At 59.7% G+C, this 20,023-nt stretch carries 18 protein-coding genes; 7 read left to right on the plus strand and 11 right to left on the minus strand.

Annotation, left to right across the window (positions count from 1 at the left end; translation table 11 throughout):
- The 4 genes from BMY44_RS07155 to BMY44_RS07170 all read left to right on the plus strand — a co-directional run bounded on the left by BMY44_RS07155 (position 1) and on the right by BMY44_RS07170 (position 3,888).
- Positions 1-1,515 carry a TRAP transporter large permease gene (locus BMY44_RS07155; protein ID WP_089992118.1) on the plus strand — a complete coding sequence of 505 codons (1,515 nt, stop codon included), beginning with the start codon at positions 1-3 and terminating at the stop codon, positions 1,513-1,515.
- A gap of 32 nt (positions 1,516-1,547) precedes the next feature.
- Complete coding sequence (locus BMY44_RS07160; protein ID WP_089992121.1) at positions 1,548-2,612, plus strand: TRAP transporter substrate-binding protein; 1,065 nt, start codon at positions 1,548-1,550, stop codon at positions 2,610-2,612.
- A 138-nt stretch (positions 2,613-2,750) separates the two neighbouring features.
- Entirely contained in the window at positions 2,751-3,236 is a 486-nt protein-coding gene (locus BMY44_RS07165) for a GNAT family N-acetyltransferase (RefSeq protein WP_089992123.1), read from the plus strand.
- 49 nt (positions 3,237-3,285) lie between these two features.
- A complete protein-coding gene (locus BMY44_RS07170) occupies positions 3,286-3,888 on the plus strand; it encodes a GNAT family N-acetyltransferase (RefSeq protein WP_131801585.1) in 603 nt (200 codons plus the stop codon).
- A 164-nt stretch (positions 3,889-4,052) separates the two neighbouring features.
- Here the strand turns inward: BMY44_RS07170 and BMY44_RS07175 are convergent, their stop codons facing one another.
- On the minus strand, positions 4,053-4,712 hold the full coding sequence (locus BMY44_RS07175; RefSeq protein WP_089992128.1) for a VPLPA-CTERM sorting domain-containing protein: 660 nt from the start codon (positions 4,710-4,712) through the stop codon (positions 4,053-4,055).
- A 119-nt stretch (positions 4,713-4,831) separates the two neighbouring features.
- Positions 4,832-5,272, minus strand: coding sequence for a tetratricopeptide repeat protein (locus BMY44_RS07180; RefSeq protein ID WP_089994653.1), 441 nt, complete (start codon positions 5,270-5,272; stop codon positions 4,832-4,834).
- A 57-nt stretch (positions 5,273-5,329) separates the two neighbouring features.
- Here BMY44_RS07180 and BMY44_RS07185 point away from each other — a divergent pair, with 57 nt between their 5' ends.
- Positions 5,330-6,601: a cytochrome-c peroxidase gene (locus BMY44_RS07185; RefSeq protein WP_089994654.1), complete on the plus strand. Its 1,272-nt coding sequence runs from the start codon at positions 5,330-5,332 to the stop codon at positions 6,599-6,601.
- On the opposite strand, the gene BMY44_RS07190 is transcribed toward BMY44_RS07185, so the two are convergent.
- The 8 genes from BMY44_RS07190 to xylF all read right to left on the minus strand — a co-directional run bounded on the left by BMY44_RS07190 (position 6,598) and on the right by xylF (position 15,731).
- Entirely contained in the window at positions 6,598-7,791 is a 1,194-nt protein-coding gene (locus BMY44_RS07190) for a glycerate kinase type-2 family protein (protein WP_089992129.1), read from the minus strand. The two genes, BMY44_RS07185 and BMY44_RS07190, sit on opposite strands and share 4 nt — an antisense overlap.
- The gene (locus BMY44_RS07195; RefSeq protein ID WP_089992132.1) at positions 7,784-8,764 is read right to left on the minus strand and encodes a nitroreductase family protein; all 981 of its coding nucleotides are present in this window, start codon (positions 8,762-8,764) and stop codon (positions 7,784-7,786) included. Before BMY44_RS07195 ends, BMY44_RS07190 begins: the two co-directional genes overlap by 8 nt.
- On the minus strand, positions 8,757-9,962 hold the full coding sequence (locus BMY44_RS07200; protein WP_089992134.1) for a hypothetical protein: 1,206 nt from the start codon (positions 9,960-9,962) through the stop codon (positions 8,757-8,759). The genes BMY44_RS07195 and BMY44_RS07200 overlap by 8 nt, the downstream gene beginning before the upstream one ends.
- Positions 9,959-10,909, minus strand: coding sequence for a hypothetical protein (locus BMY44_RS07205; protein ID WP_089992136.1), 951 nt, complete (start codon positions 10,907-10,909; stop codon positions 9,959-9,961). Before BMY44_RS07205 ends, BMY44_RS07200 begins: the two co-directional genes overlap by 4 nt.
- Positions 10,910-10,962: 53 nt before the next feature.
- Positions 10,963-12,402: a xylulokinase gene (gene xylB / locus BMY44_RS07210; RefSeq protein WP_089992138.1), complete on the minus strand. Its 1,440-nt coding sequence runs from the start codon at positions 12,400-12,402 to the stop codon at positions 10,963-10,965.
- Positions 12,403-13,149: an ATP-binding cassette domain-containing protein gene (locus tag BMY44_RS07215; RefSeq protein WP_089992140.1), complete on the minus strand. Its 747-nt coding sequence runs from the start codon at positions 13,147-13,149 to the stop codon at positions 12,403-12,405.
- On the minus strand, positions 13,146-14,570 hold the full coding sequence (locus tag BMY44_RS07220) for a sugar ABC transporter permease (protein ID WP_089992142.1): 1,425 nt from the start codon (positions 14,568-14,570) through the stop codon (positions 13,146-13,148). Before BMY44_RS07220 ends, BMY44_RS07215 begins: the two co-directional genes overlap by 4 nt.
- 126 nt (positions 14,571-14,696) lie before the next feature.
- Positions 14,697-15,731 (minus strand): D-xylose ABC transporter substrate-binding protein, encoded by a 1,035-nt coding sequence (gene xylF / locus BMY44_RS07225; RefSeq protein WP_207510489.1) that lies wholly within the window; start codon positions 15,729-15,731, stop codon positions 14,697-14,699.
- A gap of 215 nt (positions 15,732-15,946) precedes the next feature.
- Here xylF and BMY44_RS07230 point away from each other — a divergent pair, with 215 nt between their 5' ends.
- Positions 15,947-17,191: an ROK family transcriptional regulator gene (locus tag BMY44_RS07230; protein ID WP_089992144.1), complete on the plus strand. Its 1,245-nt coding sequence runs from the start codon at positions 15,947-15,949 to the stop codon at positions 17,189-17,191.
- The gene (locus BMY44_RS07235; RefSeq protein WP_089992145.1) at positions 17,188-18,723 is read left to right on the plus strand and encodes a CRTAC1 family protein; all 1,536 of its coding nucleotides are present in this window, start codon (positions 17,188-17,190) and stop codon (positions 18,721-18,723) included. The genes BMY44_RS07230 and BMY44_RS07235 overlap by 4 nt, the downstream gene beginning before the upstream one ends.
- Here the strand turns inward: BMY44_RS07235 and BMY44_RS07240 are convergent.
- Positions 18,720-20,006: a cytochrome-c peroxidase gene (locus tag BMY44_RS07240; protein ID WP_089994657.1), complete on the minus strand. Its 1,287-nt coding sequence runs from the start codon at positions 20,004-20,006 to the stop codon at positions 18,720-18,722. The two genes, BMY44_RS07235 and BMY44_RS07240, sit on opposite strands and share 4 nt — an antisense overlap.
- Positions 20,007-20,023: the final 17 nt, after the last annotated feature.

Raw genomic sequence — 20,023 nt, forward strand, 5'->3', positions numbered from 1 at the left:
ATGCTGCTTTGGTTCCTGCCGATCTTCCTGATCCTGATCATGATCGGCCTGCCGATCGTCTTCGCCCTGCTGGCCGCACCCGGTGCCCTGCTTTATGCCAACGGGCAAGAACGCGACGTCGCGATCCTCTATCGCAACCTCTATACAGGCATGGACAGCTTTCCGCTGATGGCACTGCCCTTCTTCATGCTGGCAGGCGAGGTAATGAACCGCGGCGGGATCACCACGCGTCTGGTCGAGTTTTCCCAGGCCTTCATGGGCCATTTGCGCGGCGGTCTTGCGCATGTGAACATCCTCTCCTCGATCCTCTTTGCCGGTCTCTCGGGCTCGGCGGTTGCGGATACCTCTGCACTTGGGTCCACCCTGATCCCCGCGATGGAAAAGAACGGCTACACGCGCCGCTTCGCCGCCGCGATTACGGCTGCCAGCTCGGTCATCGGGCCAATCATCCCGCCATCCGGCATCATGATCATCTACGCCTATGTCATGGGGGAAAGCGTCGCCGCGCTGTTTCTTGCGGGCATCGTCCCCGGCATTCTCGTCGGGGTCGGCCTGATGGTGATGGTGCGGGTGCTGGCGGACAGATACGACCTGCCCAAAGCCGAACGGATCGTCACCCAGAACCAGGAGATTTCAAAGACAGAATACTGGGTCAGCCTCGTGCTGATCCGGATCAACTTCGCAGGTATCCTGCTGGCGATCTACGCCGGGCTGTCGGCACGGATCGGGTTGGCCAGCTTTGATGCGGCGGGCGACAAGGTCCACAGCATCAACCTCTGGGTTGTCTTCGCGCTGATGCTCGTGATCGCGCATTTCATGCTGATGCACTACCGCACGATGGTCAGCCACGACTTCCGCATGGTGTGCAAGAAAGCCATCGCGCCGCTGCAAACACCGGTGATCATCCTCGGGGGCATCCTTGTCGGTGTGATGACCCCGACCGAAGCGTCGGCCGTGGCCGTGGCTTACGCGCTGATCGTGTCCTTCTTCGTGCTGCGCAGCATGAAAACAAGGGACCTCTACCAGGTGCTCGCGAAATCCGCACTCTCGACGTCAGCGGTGCTTTTGCTGGTCGGGGCGGCGGTGGCGTTCAAAACAGTTGTCAGCCTGTCAAACGCGCCGCAAATCCTCGCCGACTTCATCCTCGGACTATCCGAAAACCCGCTGATGCTGCTGTTCCTGATCAACATACTGCTTTTCATCGTGGGGATGTTTCTGGATGCAGGTCCGGCGATCATCATCCTCGGGCCCATCCTCGGGCCGATCTTCGTCGATCTCGGGGTGCACCCGGTGCATTTCGCGATCATCATGTCGGTGAACCTGACGGTCGGACTGGCAACACCGCCCATGGGGCTGGTCTTGTTCGTGGCAAGTTCAGTGTCGGGCGAACGGGTGGAAACCATTGCCCGATCAATTTTACCGTTCCTTGCCGTAGAGATCGCGGTGATCTTCCTGATCACCTACGTTCCCGCCATATCCATGACGATCCCGCGCTTGACGGGCTTTGTCCAATAACCTCAAATCACGATCACAATAGGGAGAAGACAATGATCAAACATTTGACCAAGGTGGCCACAGCGGCCGCGTTCCTGACGGCACCGTTCGCCGCCTGGGCCGATGGGCACCAGGAATTCACCATCCGGGCGACAGCCAACTCGAACGAGAATGACGAAGACTATGACGGTCTGGTCGTGTTCAAGAACTACGTCGAAGCCGCCTCCAACGGGCGCATCGGAGTGGAACTGTTCATCGGAACACAGCTGTGTTCCACGGGTGCGGAATGCCTCGAAGGCGTGGCCGAAGGGTCCATCGACGTCTACATCTCCACCTCTGGTGGTGCGGCTGGCATCTTCCCGTATGTGCAGGTGCTCGACCTGCCCTACCTGATGTCGGACGATCGCGTGGCGGAACACGTGCTGACCGGGGATTTCACCCGCACCATGCGCGATATGGCGCTGGAAACATCCGACAACACGATCCGTTTGATGACCATTGGCAACACAGGTGGCTGGCGCAACTTTGCAAACACGCAACGCCGTGTGCAGCAGCCATCCGACATGGAAGGCCTGAAAATCCGGACTGTGGTCGCCGACCTGCCGCAGGAACTGGTCAAGGCACTGGGCGCGTCCCCGACCCCGATCCCATGGCCCGAACTGTTCACTTCGTTCCAGACAGGCGTCGTTGACGGGTCCAAGAACGGGATCACCGACATCATGGGGATGAAATTCCCGGATGCGGGCCTGCAGTATGTGACACTCGACGGGCACGCCTACATGGGTGCGCTCTGGTGGATGAGCAACGAAAACTTCATGGCCATGCCAGAAGACCTGCGCCGCGTTGTGGTTGATGGGTTCAGCCAGTTGCAGCAGGCGACATTCGCCTCGCCCAAGCGCAAGTCAATTGAGGCCTACGAAGCCTTCGTTGCCGGCGGCGGTGACCTTTACGTGCCAACGCCCGAAGAAAAGGCCGCATTCGCAGCCGCAGCCGAACCCGTCCAAGGCTGGTTCCGTGAAAACGTCGAAGGCGGCAACGAAATCCTCGACGCGCTGATCACAGCGGTGGGTGAGGCTGAGGCCGAACTGGCCGAGGACTATGCGAGCGACTTGAACTAAGGTTCGATACAGTAAGAATGAAAAGGCCGCTCGGTTGAGCGGCCTTTTCTACGTTTGCTTTGAGCCCAGAGTGCCGGATGCTGCGAGCAGTGCGAACGGCGGCTTTGCAACTTGATCCATCCCGAATAGTGTAGTCGCATGAACGAATTTCGAAACGCCAAACCTACCGACGCAAATCGCTGCTTTGAAATAGAGACCGATGCCTACGAAGGCGACGAGGCAGCTAGCCTTGCGAAAATCGCAAAGCGCATTGGGACCTATCCAGAAGGTTTTCTGATCCTTGAAATCGATGGTCAAGTTGTAGGGTTCATCAATTCCGGATGTGCATACAATGTCGAGATGTCAGACGAAGAGTTCAAGGAACTCATCGGTCACGATCCAGACGCACCGAATGTGGTCATCTTGTCAGTTGTTGTCGATCCCGAGCATCAAGGGAAAGGCTACTCAAAGGCACTGTTAGTCGAGTTCGAGAAACGCATGAGGGGGCGGGGCAAGGAGGCCATTCATCTCATGTGCAAGGAGCAACACGTGCAGCTCTATGAGAAGTTTGGATATGTCTATCAGCAACTCTCAGCCTCCGAACACGGTGGGATGGTTTGGCATGAAATGTCTTTGACGCTGTGATTTGCAATTGGCTTGATTCCACCCAACTTAGAAAGCTGAAGGAAATCCAGTGACGCAAATCAGGTCAAGTCTATCAGTCGCACTTGCTCCTCCGTTGCGTCCTTTCAAACCCGAAGATGCCGACACCGTTGCGCGGCTTAACGACATGGCATCTGGCGGTATGCTCCTAACAGTCTGGAAGCGAATGGCAGGCACAAACGGTGATCCTTGGGAACAAGGCCGTCATCAACAGTTCGAGCAGATAGAGTCCGGATGGAACATCGTCGTGCTCGATCAAGGGTCCGGTGTCGAGGCGGTCATGATGGGACAACCCCACGGAGCCGAACCGGCTTCGCTCGAAGGCGTCGATGCCGAGTGGGTCCCACTAATGGAACTGGAAAACCTCGTCCCAGAAGCATGGTGCCTGAACGTGATCGCAACGCTGCCCGCATATCGCGGCTTAGGACATGGTGCCCGTTTGATGGCGCAAGCGCAAAGCATGGCACGCGCTGGCGGACATTCCCGCATCGCACTGGTGGTCTCCGATGCCAGCATTCCGGCGATCCGCCTTTATGAACGTAGTGGCTTCGAAGAAATAGCCAGACGCCCTATGTTCAAGGGTGACTGGAAAGGGCCAGGCCAAGATTGGGTGCTAATGGTCAAGTCGCTCTAAGAAATGCAATGCAGACATTGGCGCAGCCGCAGCGAAAGCTCACTTTGTCCCGCACAGCCGTCGTTTGCCTCACAACAGCAACGGACAATTCCGAACGCGGAAGCCCCCCCAACAAAAAAGGGGGCGGATTAACCGCCCCTCTTCTTCAAATTCAACACACCGCCCTAAGCAGTCTTGCGACGCCGTGCGGCGCCAAGTGCGCCAAGTCCGGTCAGCAGCAAAAGCACACCGACAGGCAGGGGCACAGCGGAAAGTGAAACGTTATCAATCAACGCACCGCAGTCGCCACAACCGGCTGTCCGCTGCTCTCCGACGGCTGAGAAAAACAGACTGACATCGTCGTCTTCAACCAGCGTGAAATTCGCAGTTACTTGTGTCCACTTCCCATGCGGATAGGCCGGGTTGGGTGCACCTGAAATGCTGTTGAAAAGAAGACTGCCAAAACTCTGGCTAACAACCTCGAAAACCAGATCATTGGTCGTCGTCGGTGTCGCATTAACCCGCGGACTGTAATAGAAGCTCAGGATATAGCTGCCGGCTCCAAGAAAAAGATCCTGCGAAATTGTCGAATTCTGGTTCGTGTCGAGCTCGGCGTAGTAGTCGCCATCTTGCGCGTCGATCGACCCCAGCGTCTTGTCTGACTGGATTTCGATATTTGGATGACCTGTCCAACCGGGAACACTCGCGAAAATATTCCAGCCGCTATTGTTCAAAGTACCCGAACCGATGTCCTCAAAACTGCCGTTCGTGATCGTCGCGGCACTTCCTGCTGTGGCAAGCACAGCGGTCGTCGCGGCTAGCAGTGTGGTTTTAAAGAATGACATCGTGACCTCGCACCGAATTGTTACCTGAATCTTAATGATCCACGTTCGCGTTTACCAAATATTAGGCAAGACTCAATGGCTTATTGGGAAACAGTGTGTAGATCAATCGGTGCAAGCCATCACCGAAACGGATACATCCACACACGGTAGTCATCGACCAGCGTTTCTGCCAGCGCCTTTTCTTCTGCTGTCAGCTTCGGCGTCAGGCTTTCAAGCGAGTCCGGGGCATCAACGTCGCCGCCTATTGCTGAGAGCGCATACCAAAGATACGCTCGCACAAGGTCGGGGGCCACACCGCGGCCGACTTCGTAGTACCACCCAAGCCCGGATTGTGCCCCTGCATGCCCTTTCATCGATGCCCGCAGATACCACTCAAAGGCCCGCACGTCGTCTTGCGCCACCCCAAGTCCAAGCGCGTACATGACACCGATCAACTCCTCGGCCTCGGCATTGCCGGATCGCGCATAGATCTCCAATTCGGCGCGCGCCTGGCTGAATTGCTGCGCTTCCATCAGATCGCGCGCGCGTTCCATATCGGCCTGCGCCGAAGACGCGAACATCACAAACGCGGTGCACGCCCAGTGTACGCGCGGTGTACGCATGTCACAGCCCTCCTTTTGGCGCTTGGGGCGGCCCCTGCGACGGCCCAGATCACGCAAGACGATTACATCCCCGCCGACCCCGCACAAGCCCGGATCGGCCAGCTTTTGTTCTATGATAAGGTGTTGTCAGGCAACCGGAATATCAGCTGTGGCACCTGCCATCATCACGATCATGCCGGGACAGATGGGCTGTCGCTTGGCATCGGCGAAGGCGGTGTTGGCGTCGGCCCTGAACGCACCCCCGGAACAGGCGCGGACCGCATCGTCAAACGCATCCCCCGCAACGCGCCAAGCCTTTGGAATCTTGGGCATAAAGACGTCCGCGTGCTGTTCCATGACGGGCGCCTGACCCGTGGCGATCAGTACGATAACGGCTTCAATTCTCCGGCAGAAGAATGGCTGCCGCCGGGTCTTGATAACCTCACAGCAGCGCAGGCCCTGTTTCCGCTGACCGCGCAATTCGAGATGGCTGGCAATCCGCGCGAGAATGAAATCGCCGGGGCCATCCACGACCGCCCCGATACCGCCTGGCCGATCATCGCCAAACGCGTCCGCACCATCCCCGCGTATGGCGACATGTTCGTTCAAGCCTTTGACCACATTGAAGAACCTGCCGACGTCACAATCGCAGACATCGGCAACGCGCTTGGCGCATTTATCAATAGCGAGTGGCGCAGCTATGACAGCCCCTATGACGCGTGGTTGCAGGGCGTCCCCCTGCCTGACGCCGCCGAACGGGGCCGTAAGTTGTTCTTTGAACAGGCCCGTTGTGCGGCCTGCCACGCGGGTCCGCTTTTCACAGATCAGCAGTTCCATGCGCTTGGCCTGCCCGCCTTTGGCCCCGGCCGCACGCGCACGTGGGACCCAATGCCGCGAGACGTGGGGAGGATGGGCAAATCCAATGACATCGCAGATGCTTACCGCTTTCGCACCCCCTCCTTGCGAAACGTCGCTCTGACCGCACCTTACGGCCATAACGGTGCCTATCCCACGCTTGACGCGATGATCCGTCACCACCTTGATCCCGCTGGCGCGCGGGCCGCGTGGACGATCGAGATGGCGAACCTGCCGGATGTCCCCTGGCTTGCAGCGGCAGATGTGGCGATCCGGTCGGACCGCCTTGAAATGGACCGGCAGGCTGCGCAGATCGACATACGGCCCATGCAGCTGTCGGACGCGGAAGTCGCTGATTTGGTGGCTTTTCTGGAAGCGCTCACAGGCGAAACCGCCCTGACCCGCCCGCTTGGCCGACCAGACACGGTGCCAAGCGGGCTGCCCGTGGACTAGTCGCGGATCAGAACGCCAAGATCGGCGACATTGGTGCCAGTTGCACCTGTCATGAGCAGATCACCTGCCAGTGCCAAAGCTGCATAGCTGTCGTTATTGGCAAGCAGCGCGGTCACGTCTCCGCCCGCGTCTGAAATACGCGCAAGCGTTCCCTGATCGACGAGCCCACCCGCCGCGTCCGTTGGTCCGTCGCGTCCGTCCGATCCGCCCTGCAGGCAGGTCCAGCGTGTCCAGCCCCTTGCTGCGGCTTCATGTGCGATACGCAAGGCCAGTTCCTGATTGCGCCCTCCACGCCCCGTACCGCGCAGCCTGACCGTCGTCTCTCCACCCCAGAGCGTGACACCGGGCAGCGCGGCATCGCAGATCACCTTGGCGGCCTCGGCCACATCACCCTCGACCGGTGACAAGACCCGCGCATCTGGCGCGGCGGCCTGCATGGCCGCGACGCTGAACGCGTTGGAACCGATCAGGATATTCGTCGCGGCTGGCACGTCGCGGTCATCCGGCGCGTTTTCCAGATGGGTCATGATCGCGTTCGGCAAGCTGTCCCAAAGGCCAGATGATTTCAGCAGATCGCGGGCCATCGACGCGGTGCCAAGGGGTGCCACGGTCGGACCACTTGCGATAGCGGACAGGTCATCCCCAACAACATCCGACAGGATCAGTGCCGTGACATGATTCGGCGATGCGGCGCGCAGGAAACCGCCACCTTTCAACCGTGAAACCTGTTGGCGGATCAGGTTCATCTGCACGATATCAAGCCCGCTTCCCAGCAGCGCCGTATTCAGGGCAGCCTTGTCGGCAAGGCTGACGCCTTCCGACGGCGCTGGCAGCAACGCTGACCCGCCACCTGAAATCAAAGCCAGCACCGGTCCGTCTGCTTTTTCCAAGGCAGCCAAGACTGCCTTCCCCGCCAAAGCACCGTTTTCATCGGGGACAGGGTGACCTGCCGCCATCACTGTGGCCCCATTCAGTGCGCCGGCGTTTTCATAGTTTGTGACCACAATGCACGGTGTACCGGGAAAGTGTTCCAGCGCGGCTTCGGCCATCCGCATCGCTGCCTTGCCGACGGCGATGATCTGGTGGGGTGCCTGTAGCGCCCCGATATTGCGAAAGACCGCGCCATAAGGGTCAGCTGCCGCGACCCCGGCGTTGAAAATCTGGCGGGCAACGGTACGTGGGTCAGTCATTCATAATCTCGGCGATTGGGCGACGTGCACGGGGCGGTCGCGGACCGGTGGGTTTTCCAAATCGGATCACCTGCACAAGACGACGGTCAGCACCGATATTCAAGCGTTTCGCGACCGCGGCACGGGTCGGCGCATGGTCCGTCAGGGCCGCCATCGGCCATCCTGCGAAACCAAGACGCGTGGCTTCGAGCCACAAGCGCAGGTAGGCACGCCCTGCCTCGGTCGCGGAAAGCCCGGCCGGAACGTGAAATGCCGCGATGACGGGTGCGGTCAGTGTTTGCGCGCGCTCGGCCGTCAGCGCTTTTGTCCCACCCGTCAGTCGCAGCAGCGACCAAAGCGGACCGAACCCAAGCCGGACCTTGCGCGCAACCGCTTTGGGCATCAACAGCGCCTCGCGTGACAGCCCGTCGAATGACCAGCGCGGATGGACCGGATCAAGCCTGATCCATGAAAGCAATTCGCGCCGGAACGCTGGCCGGTTGAGGATCGCAAGGCTCGCCGTGTCGTTGTGATCTGCGAACCACGTGCGGGTAGGCGCATCCAGCACAAGCGTCGTATCCTGACGTGTCCACCCGAAGAGCCGCGGCGTTTCCTGTTCGAAGTTGGATCGCCACGTGAATCGCGCCCCAAGCTGATCATAAAGCGCGTCGGGCCTGCCGCCTTCTGACAGGTATATCTGTGCTGCAAGCCGATGCGCCCGCCAGGTGTGCCGGTTGTTGTCGTCCCAATGATCGACGACATGCGTCTGAAATCCACGCGCCGTGCAAGCAAGCATCGTCGCCTCGACCGCCGCACCGCAGGACAGACCGATTGCACTTTGGTCCGGGTCTGCCTCGGGCAATTGCACGGACAGATCGGCGGCAACTTCGATCACGTCGCGCTGCAGCCGCCACCGTGCTGGCTGCGCGTTGTGAACGGACGGGGCCTGATTGGCCTCTGTCACGATCCTTTCGAATGCATCGTGATCAAGCATGGGCCGCTTCCTTGGCCGCGATCAGGGCCGCCATTCGCTGGACGGCCTGCAGTTCGAATTCCGTTTGCATCGAGACCCCAAGCGGCGGCATGGCCAGCGCGATCAGTCGGCGTGGCTTGGCGCTGACCTGCAGGATATGACTGGCCTGATACCGCGTGAACAGGGCCTCGACATGATCGACAAGGACAGGGTCATCCATGGGTGGATCGGTACGCCGCAGGACCGGCGCGAGGCTGAACACACGGTCCAGCGTGTCACTGTCGAGGTCCGCGAGTTCGCGCCCGCCGATCACCAACGCGCCTTCGACGGCGGGATGGTCACGCAACCCTGTCAAGAAGGTCAAAGCGCTGTCCTGCGGCCCTTCTGCCATGTGCCGCAGCAGGGACAGACTTTGCCCGGCGGTTCGCTGTTGGCGTGCGTCAAAGTAGATTGCCACGACAAAGACAGCGGCCATTGTGACCGCCGCCCCAAGGATAATGGCTTCGCGGCTGCCCGCCATCATCCAGCCGATAAAGGCCCCGGTACCGAGCGAAACGCCCGTGAGAATGGCAAATCCCAGTAGCACGCCGCGCATTCCCGATGTTGCCTGCCCCAGACCGACCGCAAGCCAGCAGAGGACCAGCACGCCGAGTGCCGAGATCTGAACCGGCATTCGCAGAAAGACCATTGCGTAATCCGCCGCGATCATTGGCACCAGCAGAAAAAGCGAAAGCGCCAGTCGGGTGGCTGTCTGATTTTCGCTGTTTGAAAGGCTTGCCCGGTCGCGCTGCCAGACCATCCAGCCGCACAACGCAAGCCCGATAACCTGAAACCCCACCAGCGCGATGTTGTAGAGACCGGATGCCCACATCGCCGGAATGAGGCCGAGGATCGTGAAGACCCCTGCCCCGATCCCGCCGAAAGCCTTGAGCCAGCCCGGCGCGTGTCGCCGCAGCAGTCCTTCGGTCAGCAACAGCACCGCAAGCGGGACGAACGCCGCAGCGACAGAGACCAGCGCGATACCGAATTGCCCGCCTGTCAGCACGACCAGCGCACGCCCGATGAAGATCGCCATCGTTACGCGGACCCCGAAGACGAACCGCCGTGTCAGTGGATCGTCCGGGGATTGACTGCGCAGGCTGCTGTGCAGCAACGCGAGTCCGACGACCGCAGCCAGGGACAGGAACAGATGCGCCAGAATGCTTGCCGAACTGATCATGCGTCATCTCTGAAGGGACGCAGGATCGACCATCGTTTTGTGCTGTCCGCCCAGTAGACCACCGGCAGCAACACGCGCCGCAGTGCCACGATTGCGCCGGTCAACAACAAGCCTGCAAGTGCGGATTTCGGCACTTCCTGCGACAGGTAGGTGCGCATTGCGGCCAGATCCATCCGGCCGAGCTGCAAAAGATCGTCGCCGCGCGCATAGTCCAGTTCTTGTGCGCAAAACGCGTTGAACGCGTCCTGCCGGTGCTTGGGGGCTTCTTCAAATGTCTTCTTCAGACCGTCCGACCCGCCGGTGTAGGCGTTCTTGATCACAAAACGGGTTTCATCGAATTCCGCGTCGGGACCGACGCCGAAGACGGCCCGCTTTTCTTCCATGATCCGCCGCGCCAGCAACAGATGCGTCAGGCTGCGCCGTCCCTGATCGGGGCGCGGCCAGACGTCTGAAAACATGCGCGAGACCATTCCGACAACGGCGGGGACTTGCGTGACATTGGACACCCAGATCGGTCGTAACTGCCGCCGTAGCAAGATCAGAAAACAGGTCAGCCCATAGAGCACCCAGGACAGGTTCTGCGACCTTTCCGAGGGGACGATCATGACCAACCCGAGGTGCAGCACCTCGGTCGGCGCAGGCACGGTCGCGATCTGCATGATCACGAGCGCGTTGAACGCGATCGGTGTCCCGTCCGCGCGGGATACGAGGGTGATGACCACCTGTTTCATCGTGCTTGCATCGCCAGCAAACACACCATAGTTCAGCCCGTCCGCTGGCAGCGTTTCGGCGGCAATGCGGCGCAAATCGGCGCAAAGCGCTTCGAGATCGCGATCTTCCATCCATTCGCCGGGGCGTTCGACGATGCGCACCCGATGCCCGCCTTTTGTGCGCAGGCTGACGTCCATTTGCCGACGTCCCAATGCTTTGAAGATGGTCGTGATCACGAAAGGCTCCCTTCGCGACACGTTAGCCGATCAGTTTGAAGGAACAAGACCGATTAGTGCAGGTCCTTGATCGCAGTGTAACCTGCCCGGTAGCGTGCGTGCGCGGCACCGAATGCATCGACCAGATTTGGGTCAGGTACCACTTCGCGTGCGATGCGTGGCGGTCCAGCAAGGGCCGCACCTTCGCCGGTCGTGGCCATCATTCCCAGACGCGCTGCACCAAAAGCGCCGCCGAAGTCACCGGCAACAGGCAAAGCGATCGGCATGTTGAGCGCAGTGGCAACGGCCTGAACCCAATAGTCGGATTTGGTGCCGCCCCCGACACCGATCAGCCGGTCGATCCGTGTTCCAGTTTCGACCAAAGCATCAAAGCTGTCGCGAAAGGCGTGCGTCACCCCTTCGAGCACCGCGCGCGTCATTGCATCCCGATCTGTTGCATGGTCGAGGTGCAGGAATTGCCCGCGCACGTTCGCGTCGTTGTGCGGTGTCCGCTCTCCGCCGAGATAGGGCAGAAAAAGCGTTCGCCCGGGGGCCTGCAATGGTCCAAGCCCGCTTGTCAGGTCCGCCGCTGGCTGGCCGATCACATTGGCAAACCAGTTCACCGCATCGGCGGCCGCAAGAATCACACCCATCTGGTGCCATGTCTTTGGAAGCGCGTGACAGAATGTGTGCACCGCTGTTGCGGCATCGGGTTGGTAGGCGGCACTTGCCGCGAACAGCACGCCGGACGTGCCAAGCGAGACGAACGCATCCCCTGCCGTGACGACGCCCACGCCCACCGCCGAAGCGGCATTGTCACCACCCCCGCCAGCGACGACCACATCGCGGCGCAACCCGTATTGTGCTGCGAAATCGGCGCGCAAAGTGCCAGAGACATCCGATCCTTCGACAAGGCGCGGCATATGATCGTGTGATATGCCCGTTTTGCCCAGCAGGTCATCCGACCATGCGCGTGCGCCGACGTCGAGCCAAGATGTTCCCGCCGCGTCAGACATTTCGGCGACGTACTCGCCCGTCAACACCAGTCGCAAATAGTCTTTGGGAAGCAACACCTTGCGGATTTTTGCGCCAATGTCAGGTTCGTGCGCCATCACCCACGCAACCTTGGGGGCCGTGAACCCCGGAAACACGATGTTTCCCGTCACCTGCCGGAATGCGGGGTCGGCGTCCATTTCAGCCGCTTCTTTGGCTGCACGTGTGTCATTCCAGAGAATGCACGGACGCAAGACGGTATCGTCCGATCCCAGAAGTGTCGCCCCATGCATCTGGCCGGACAGTCCGATGCCGCGAACCGCACTCATATCCGCAGCAGCGGATAGCGCATGCATGACCTGATGCAGCGCCTGAATCCAATCTGCCGGATCCTGTTCGGACCATCCGTCATGCGGGCGCTGCACCGTCAGCGGGGCCACGGCCTCGGCCACCACTGACTGGGTGTCGTCGATGACGATCCCTTTCAGTCCTGACGTGCCAAGGTCCAGCCCGATGTACATTCAGGCGGCCTCTTTCGGGTTTTTGCCGAGGATGATCATGGAAAGGATATCGTCTTCGGTGACATCTTCGACGCGTTCTGTCCCGACCATCTGGCCATTCTTCATCACTGCAACGCGGTCGCAAAGATCCATCATCTCGCGGGTGTCATGCGAAATCAGAAAAATGCCTAGGCCCTGCTTTTTCAGCTCACCAATGAGTTCGGCCACCATCGCAGTTTCGTGCACCCCAAGGGCTGCTGTCGGTTCATCCATGATCAGGATTTTGGCGTTGAAGTAGACCGCACGTGCAATCGCGACCGACTGGCGTTGGCCGCCTGACAGGGCGCTGACGGGTTCTTTCAGCTTTTTGAAGTTCGGATTAAGTCGGGCCATGATCTTGCGCGTTTCGGCCTCCATCTTGCCGTCGTCCAGAAAGCCAAACGGTGTCGTCAGTTCGCGCCCCAGAAACAGATTGCTTGCAGCATCGAGGTTATCCGCCAACGCCAGCGTCTGGTAAATGGTTTCGATGTTGTAGCGTCGGCTGTCACGAGGAGAGGAGATATGCGCGCGCTCCCCTTCGATCCAGATTTCGCCTGCGTCCATCTTGTAGGCACCCGACAGCATCTTGATGAGCGTGGATTTCCCCGCCCCGTTGTGACCAAGCAGCCCGACCACTTCGCCGGGATAAAGGTCGATGCTCACGTGATCGACGGCACGCACACCACCGAACGCGATGGAGACATCTTTCATTTCAACCAGTGGTGTCATGCGAAGGCTCCCTTCCGCTGGAAGTAGACAAAGGCGGCAATGGTGATGACGGCAAAGATTCCGGCGACGAACCATGCCCCCATCCAAAGTGCGCCGACAAGCAACAGCACGGGTGTCAGCACCGAAACGATCGGGCGTTTGGTTTCGTCGCGGTAGGCGATGTCGATCATGACGGCGGCAATCAGGACCGCGCCGACGACGATGTTCTGCAAAGGAGCATCCACCCCCACCATTGCCATCCCCGATTGCAGCGATTGCATGATCAGCGCGCCAAGGATCGCGCCGTGGATCGTTCCGATCCCGCCTTTCAGCGCCGTGCCTCCGATTACTGCGGCCGCGATGACCCGCAGTTCATCAAGCGTCCCGATGTCGTTGGAATGCACCGACAAGCGTGCTGAGGCGACCACGGCCGACAGTCCGACAAGCGCGCCCATCAGGGCGAAGACCTTGACCGTCAGCATTTTGGGGTCGATCCCGGCGAGTTCAACAGCATCCGGGTTGCCGCCCGCCGCGAAGATGTAGCGCCCGAAACGGGTGCGGTTTGCGATGGTCGTCATGGCAATCGCGACAGCAATCAGCAGGATCACCGAGATCGGCAGGCCATAGACCGCCGAACAGCCTTCTGCGCTTGCACATCCGAACCGTTCGAAATCACGCGCGATTACGCGTTCGGGCACCTCATAGCTTGTCAGGATCAGAACGAAGCCGGCGATCGCTGCCGCGATGATCGCGGTTACGACGATTTCGGCCCAGACCGGTTTGACTGGAAAGCCATGCGCGATTTTGTTCTGACGGGCGCGGAACAGACCAAAGATTGTCAGTACGACAGCAACCGCCCCGAGCGCGAGGCTGAGCGGGCCGCCCAATGTTCCATTGATGCCACCGAAGGCGATAAACGTGTCGTTCAGCGGTGCAATTGTCTGACCGTCCGTGATCTGCCATCCGATATTGCGCCAAATCAGCAGCCCGCCAAGCGTCACGATGAACGCGGGGATCGTGATATACCCCACAAGCCAGCCCTGGGCCGCCCCGATCACTGTTCCGACAAAGATCCCCATTGCAATCGCGATCCATGGAATTGCCCAGTGCCCAAGATCGAGCCCGACCAAGTCTGGCAGCCAGCGTGTCTGCGCCATCGCCATGATCGCAGAACAGGTCGCGAGCAGCGCGCCAACCGCAAGGTCGATATGGCGCGTAACGATCACGAAAACCATGCCCGTCGCCATGATTGCCACCGACACTGTCTGGATCGTGAGGTTGAAGATATTGCGCGGCGTCAGAAAACGCCCGTCGGTCAGCACGTTGAAGACGACGCACACCAGAAAGAACGCGCCGATCATCCCCAGCATGCGGGTGTCGATTTCCAGCGTTTGGAGGAAACTTCGCTTTGGTGGTGTTTCGGTAGCGGTTTGGTCTGACATGGCTCGTGCTCCATCGCGGCCTGTCCAGATGATGCCGGGGCCAGCGGTTCGCGTCAAATTGGGGGAGTTATGAAAACGGCCCCGCATTGCTGCGGGACCATAGGGTGGACACAAGGCCCGCCGTTCTTAGTTACAAGGTGCCGGACCGTCTGTGACGCCCTGGCAAAGTGCTTCGACCGTGATCCAGCCTGCATCCGTTACAACCGTGAGGTTGTCAGCGGTGACCGGAACAGGTGCGAGGAACATCGCGTTCATTTCGGTGCCTGCGGGGGAGGTCCACTTTTGACCGCCTTCGATGGCGACCATGCCACCGTCTGCACCGGCCAGTTCAACAGCAATTTCACCGGCTGCTTTGCCAAGCTCGCGTGCGTCTTTCCAGACGGACACGGTTTGTGTGCCAAGGGCAACGCGGTTCAGCGCGGCGTGATCACCGTCCTGACCCGACACAGGAATACCTTCCATGCCCTGTGCTGTCAGTGCCGCCACAACACCACCTGCAGTACCGTCGTTTGACGCCACGACCGCATCAACATTATTGTCATTGGCAGTCAGGATCTGTTCCATGTTGCGCTGTGCGTTCGCAGGAAGCCAACCGTCGGTGTAGGCTTCATCAACGATCGTGATCGCACCAGAATCGATGGCTGCCTGCAGCACTTCTTGCTGCCCGCCGCGCAGGAAGTCTGCGTTTGGATCCGTCGGAGACCCCTTGATCATGACGTAGTTGCCTTCGGGCTGTGCTTCGAGCACGGCGCGGGCCTGCATCCGGCCAACTTCGACGTTATCGAACGTCAGGTAGAAAGCACGCGGATCTTCGATCAGGCGGTCATAACCGACGACCGGAATACCTTCGGCAGTGGCTGCGTCAACAGCTGGACCGATGGCGGCGCTGTCTTGCGCAAGAATGATCAGCGCATCAACGCCCTGCGCGATGAGGCTTTCGACGTCAGCCAACTGCTTGGCTGAAGAAGATTGCGCGTCTGCGGACACGTAGGTCGCCCCGGCGGCTTCCAAAGCTGCCTTGATCGCGGCTTCGTCCGTTTTCCAGCGTTCTTCCTGGAAATTTGACCAGCTGACCCCAACCGTAACCCCATGGCCATCGGCCCAGGCAGTTGATGCGAAGCCGGTTGCCGCAACAGCTGCGGCGATAACAAATTTATGCATTTTATCCTCCCAGATCATGCACCCCGCCATGACATGGTGGGGATTCGGGCTTTGCGCCCTGCATTTCGAAGCATGCCAAATTAATTTCAGTTGTCAAAATAAATTATGCAGCATGCGCAAGAATCCCATGCTGCAACTGCGAAAAGAGCCTGGAATGCAGGATATTGCAGTAAAAACCCCCTTGTCAGACCAATAATTAATTCAGACAATGAATTATGTATAACAAGCACGAGACATTTGACGTCACAGACGGCTGTGGGCCCAACCTGCCCGTTGCGGATCAGCAGGCCGATCCCCTGCGCCAGCAGGTGTTCGAGCATGTCCGCGCTGTTGGACGTGCCGCCCGCGCAGATGTCACTCGCGCGTTGGGAATCAGTCCCGGGTCGGTGACGACGCTCACCGCCGACCTGATCGCAACAGGACTGTTACGCGAGGTAGAAGGCCTGCCCCGCGAGTCCGGGCGTGGCCGCCCGCCTGTCGCACTGGAGGTCGTACCGGAGAGCAATTACGTCATCGGCATCAAGCTGTCGGATGTACGGCATACTGCCGTCCTGACGGATTTTGCAGGCAATATCTGTGCTGATGCAACGCTAATGACATCAAAGCCGCGTAAATCGCTTGGTGAATTGCTGGACGAGGTCGCGGCCCTCATGGAAAGCCTGATTGCCAAAAGCGGCATGGCGTTTTCAGACATATCCGCCGTCGGTATCGGCGTGTCGGGCATGGTAGAAAATCAAAGTGGAACAATTGCTTGGTCCCCGCTCCTCACCCATCGCAATGTCCCGCTCGGCGACGCGTTTCAGCGCAGGTTCGAAGTACCGGTTTACTTGGACAATGACGTCAATCTGTTGACGCTGGCCGAGCTTTGGTTCGGCGCGGGCCGCGAAATGTCGGATTTTGTTGTTGTCACTGTCGAACACGGGGTTGGCATGGGTCTGGTCCTGAACAACCGTCTGTTTCGCGGGTCACGCGGCATGGGCATGGAGTTGGGTCACACCAAGGTGCAACTTGACGGGGCGCTGTGCCGCTGTGGCCAACGCGGATGTCTGGAGGCCTATATTGCGGATTATGCACTGGCGCGAGAGGCCGCGACTGCCATCGATCAGCCCAGCGGGGCTGCGCGTAGCCCGCAACGTCTATTGGAAGAGCTGTTTGTCCAAGCCAAGGATGGCAACCAGTCGGCGCAAACGATTTTCCGCCGCGCGGGCCGCTATTTGTCGGTCGGTCTGGCGAATGTCATTCAACTTTTCGACCCGGAGCTTGTTATCCTCGCAGGTGAGCGGATGCGATATGATTACCTGTATGAGGATGACGTGATCCGCGAGATGGAGTCCCTGACCTTGCTGGAAGGGCGTAAACCGCCCCGTATCGTAACCCATGCATGGGGGGATTTTGTCTGGGCACGCGGTGCCACTGCGTTGGCGTTGTCCGCCGTTACGAACGCGACATTGCGCACATGATCCGCGCGGGTTTGCTTTGTGCTATCAGCGCGTTGCCTGCCAGCGCGCAGGTCCAATTCAGGGACCAATCAGAAAGCTTGCCGCCCCATCAATACATCGGTGGATGGGAGCATTTCGTCGGTGGTGGCGTTGCAGTTTTTGATTGTGATGACAACGGCTTGCCTGATGTTTTTATTGCTGGCGGTGAAGCGCCTGCCGTCCTTTGGCGCAATGCGGGCGCGTTTCAGTTCGATCCGGTGGATATGACCACGCTGACGGGTGTGACCGGTGCCTATCCGCTTGATATCACAAACGATGGGCTGATGGATCTGTATGTCATGCGCGTGGGACCGGACGTTGTGCTGGCTGGTACAGGCGATTGCGTGTTCGAGGATGTGACCGAAGCGCTGGAAATTCCGCAGACCGACCAGTGGACTACGGCTTTTTCCGCTTGGTGGGAAGACCACCCGCGCCCTGTTCTTGCTGTCGGTCACTACGTGGACCGGTCAGACCCCGATGGTCCGTTCGAGGCATGCGATACCAATACGATCATCCGTCCGCACACCCAGCGCCGCCCGCATATGACGCTTGAGAACGGCTTACAGCGGTTCATCATCACATATCACTATGGCTGGATGGAACTTGCGCCCGGATATTGCGCCTTGTCGATGCTGGCCGATTATGATGCTCGCGGTGCGTTGACGCTGCGCATTTCGAATGATCGCCATTACTACATCAACGAGGGGCACGAACAGATGTGGGATACCGGGTCTGGCCGCTTTTTGGGGCCGGATGATGGTTGGCAGAACGTATCGCTTTGGGGCATGGGTATTGCGTCCGTCGATCTGACTGGTGACGGGCGCGATGAGGTCATGCTCACATCCATGGGCGACCAGCTTTTGCAGATGGCAGAGCCGGACGGCACCTATTCGCAGGCCCCCTACGCCATCGGCACCTATGCCCAGCGTCCGCATATCGGCGATGACGGCCGCCCGTCGACCGGGTGGCATAGCGAATTTGGTGATATCAACAATGATGGCCGCCCCGATCTATTTATTGCGAAGGGGAATGTGGATCAGATGCCGGGCATGGCGATGGAAGACCCGAACAACCTGCTGATGCAGACCCCTGACGGCACATTCGCCGAGGTCGCCGCCACGGCCGGTATTGCCACAACTGATCGGTCACGTGGCGCTGCATTGGCCGATTTCGATCTGGACGGGCGACTGGATTTGATCGTCGTCAACCGACGTGCCCCTGTCGAACTGTATCGCAATGAGACGCCAGCGACCGGAAATTGGCTGCGAATTTCCTTACGACAGGACGATGGGAACAGCTTTGCCATCGGGGCGCGCGTTTTTGTGACAACAGAAGATCGGACCCAGTATCGCAGCTTACGTGTTGGTGGTGGCCATGCCGGTGGTCAGGCGCAGCCCCTTCATATCGGGTTGGGACGCGCGCGGGAGGCGGATGTGACCGTCCTTTGGCCTGACGGTTCAGAGAGCACGCATCGTGCTGATGCAAACACTTTGCTGACGATCACGCGTCCCTAGAAATTTGGCACGTCCAGGCCGCTTGGCACGCTTTCGGGAATGCCCAAGACACCGGTTTTCGCGCGCGGGTCGGTAAGTTCATTGAGGAAGGCAACGAGTGCGTTGATGTCCGTCCGGGTCAGGTCAATCCGATAGTCCGTCCGCGGGAGCGGGTCAGCCAACGCGGCGAAATCATCCACGTCCATCGCGGGCAGGCTGACTGTCGCGTGCTCATATCCTGTCGCGGGGTCTGCGTGGTGGGCGATGAAATTCGCAAGATCAGCGTGGGCACCTGCATGGCCATAAGGGGCTGTCAGGGCGACGTTGCGTAGACTGGGCGTGCGAAACGCGGCGCGGTCAGCTTCGTTTCCTGTTACGCGCATCCGCCCGTCATCGCGTGTGTGGCTTTCGAATTTCGCAGCCTTGCCCGGCCCGATCTGCGGCGCTGCCATGGCGTGAAAGCTGTGGTCCGTCTGGAAGGGTCCACTATGGCACGTCGCGCAGCCCGCGACACCGTAGAACAACCCCATGCCGGTTGCCGCTGGTTCCGCCAATACGGCTTCGCCGCGCAGCACGGAGTCAAAGGGCGATCGGTCCGCGCGCCATTCCAGTTCCATGAAGGCGGCAATCGCGTCAGAGATATCAGTAAAAGCGATCTCGTCCGGTTCGGCGATGTGATCGTAAACCGCGATGAATTGGTCCGCGTAGGCAGGAATTTCAGCGATACGGCTGGACAAGATGTCCCAAGCACCGCCATCGCCGGTGATCAGCCCTTGTCGGACGGCTTTTGAGACGTCGTTTTCCGAATTGTGCCCGGCCATCTCATCTGGTGAAAGGACCGGAAACATCGTTTGCGCTGACAACAGCGAAGCAAAGCCTTCGGCCATGTCGGATCCAAGCGGCGTGCGCAATCCCCCGGGCTTGTTTGGATCGACGGCAATGCGCCCGTCATGGAACAGCACGCGAAATTCATGCGCCCCGAGATTGAACAGGCCGGGCGCATTGCGAGGTATCCGTTGTTCGGGCAGGTTTTCGGGATCAGCGCTGCGCCCGGGGCCAAGGCCGATGCCACCGTCCCCGATACCCAGCGCAAGGCCGTCGCCGGTGCCGAATGCGGGATGATGACAGGTGGCACATGCAACCGTGCGATTGCCCGACAGGATCGGGTCGTAGAACAACAACCGGCCCAATCGGGCCTCTTCCAGATTGATGGGGCGAAAATCGTCATCGCTCACCGCATCCGGTAGCGGTGATGCAGCGGCAGTGCCTGCCCAGATCAGAAAGGTGAAAACGGCGCGGATCATGGGGTGACCATGCAAGA

Origin of the sequence: Cognatiyoonia koreensis, assembly GCF_900109295.1 — a bacterium.
Taxonomy (GTDB): Bacteria; Pseudomonadota; Alphaproteobacteria; order Rhodobacterales; family Rhodobacteraceae; genus Cognatiyoonia; species Cognatiyoonia koreensis.

Bases quoted from the DNA above. Each gene is read 5' to 3' on its own strand.
- BMY44_RS07155 (WP_089992118.1), top strand. From the start codon at position 1: ATGCTGCTTTGGTTCCTGCCGATCTTCCTGATCCTGATCATGATCGGC.
- BMY44_RS07160 (WP_089992121.1), top strand. From the start codon at position 1,548: ATGATCAAACATTTGACCAAGGTGGCCACAGCGGCCGCGTTCCTGACG.
- BMY44_RS07165 (WP_089992123.1), top strand. From the start codon at position 2,751: ATGAACGAATTTCGAAACGCCAAACCTACCGACGCAAATCGCTGCTTT.
- BMY44_RS07175 (WP_089992128.1), bottom strand. From the start codon at position 4,712: ATGTCATTCTTTAAAACCACACTGCTAGCCGCGACGACCGCTGTGCTT.
- BMY44_RS07180 (WP_089994653.1), bottom strand. From the start codon at position 5,272: ATGTTCGCGTCTTCGGCGCAGGCCGATATGGAACGCGCGCGCGATCTG.
- BMY44_RS07190 (WP_089992129.1), bottom strand. From the start codon at position 7,791: ATGACTGACCCACGTACCGTTGCCCGCCAGATTTTCAACGCCGGGGTC.
- BMY44_RS07195 (WP_089992132.1), bottom strand. From the start codon at position 8,764: ATGCTTGATCACGATGCATTCGAAAGGATCGTGACAGAGGCCAATCAG.
- BMY44_RS07200 (WP_089992134.1), bottom strand. From the start codon at position 9,962: ATGATCAGTTCGGCAAGCATTCTGGCGCATCTGTTCCTGTCCCTGGCT.
- xylB (WP_089992138.1), bottom strand. From the start codon at position 12,402: ATGTACATCGGGCTGGACCTTGGCACGTCAGGACTGAAAGGGATCGTC.
- BMY44_RS07215 (WP_089992140.1), bottom strand. From the start codon at position 13,149: ATGACACCACTGGTTGAAATGAAAGATGTCTCCATCGCGTTCGGTGGT.
- BMY44_RS07220 (WP_089992142.1), bottom strand. From the start codon at position 14,570: ATGTCAGACCAAACCGCTACCGAAACACCACCAAAGCGAAGTTTCCTC.
- xylF (WP_207510489.1), bottom strand. From the start codon at position 15,731: ATGCATAAATTTGTTATCGCCGCAGCTGTTGCGGCAACCGGCTTCGCA.
- BMY44_RS07230 (WP_089992144.1), top strand. From the start codon at position 15,947: ATGTATAACAAGCACGAGACATTTGACGTCACAGACGGCTGTGGGCCC.
- BMY44_RS07235 (WP_089992145.1), top strand. From the start codon at position 17,188: ATGATCCGCGCGGGTTTGCTTTGTGCTATCAGCGCGTTGCCTGCCAGC.
- BMY44_RS07240 (WP_089994657.1), bottom strand. From the start codon at position 20,006: ATGATCCGCGCCGTTTTCACCTTTCTGATCTGGGCAGGCACTGCCGCT.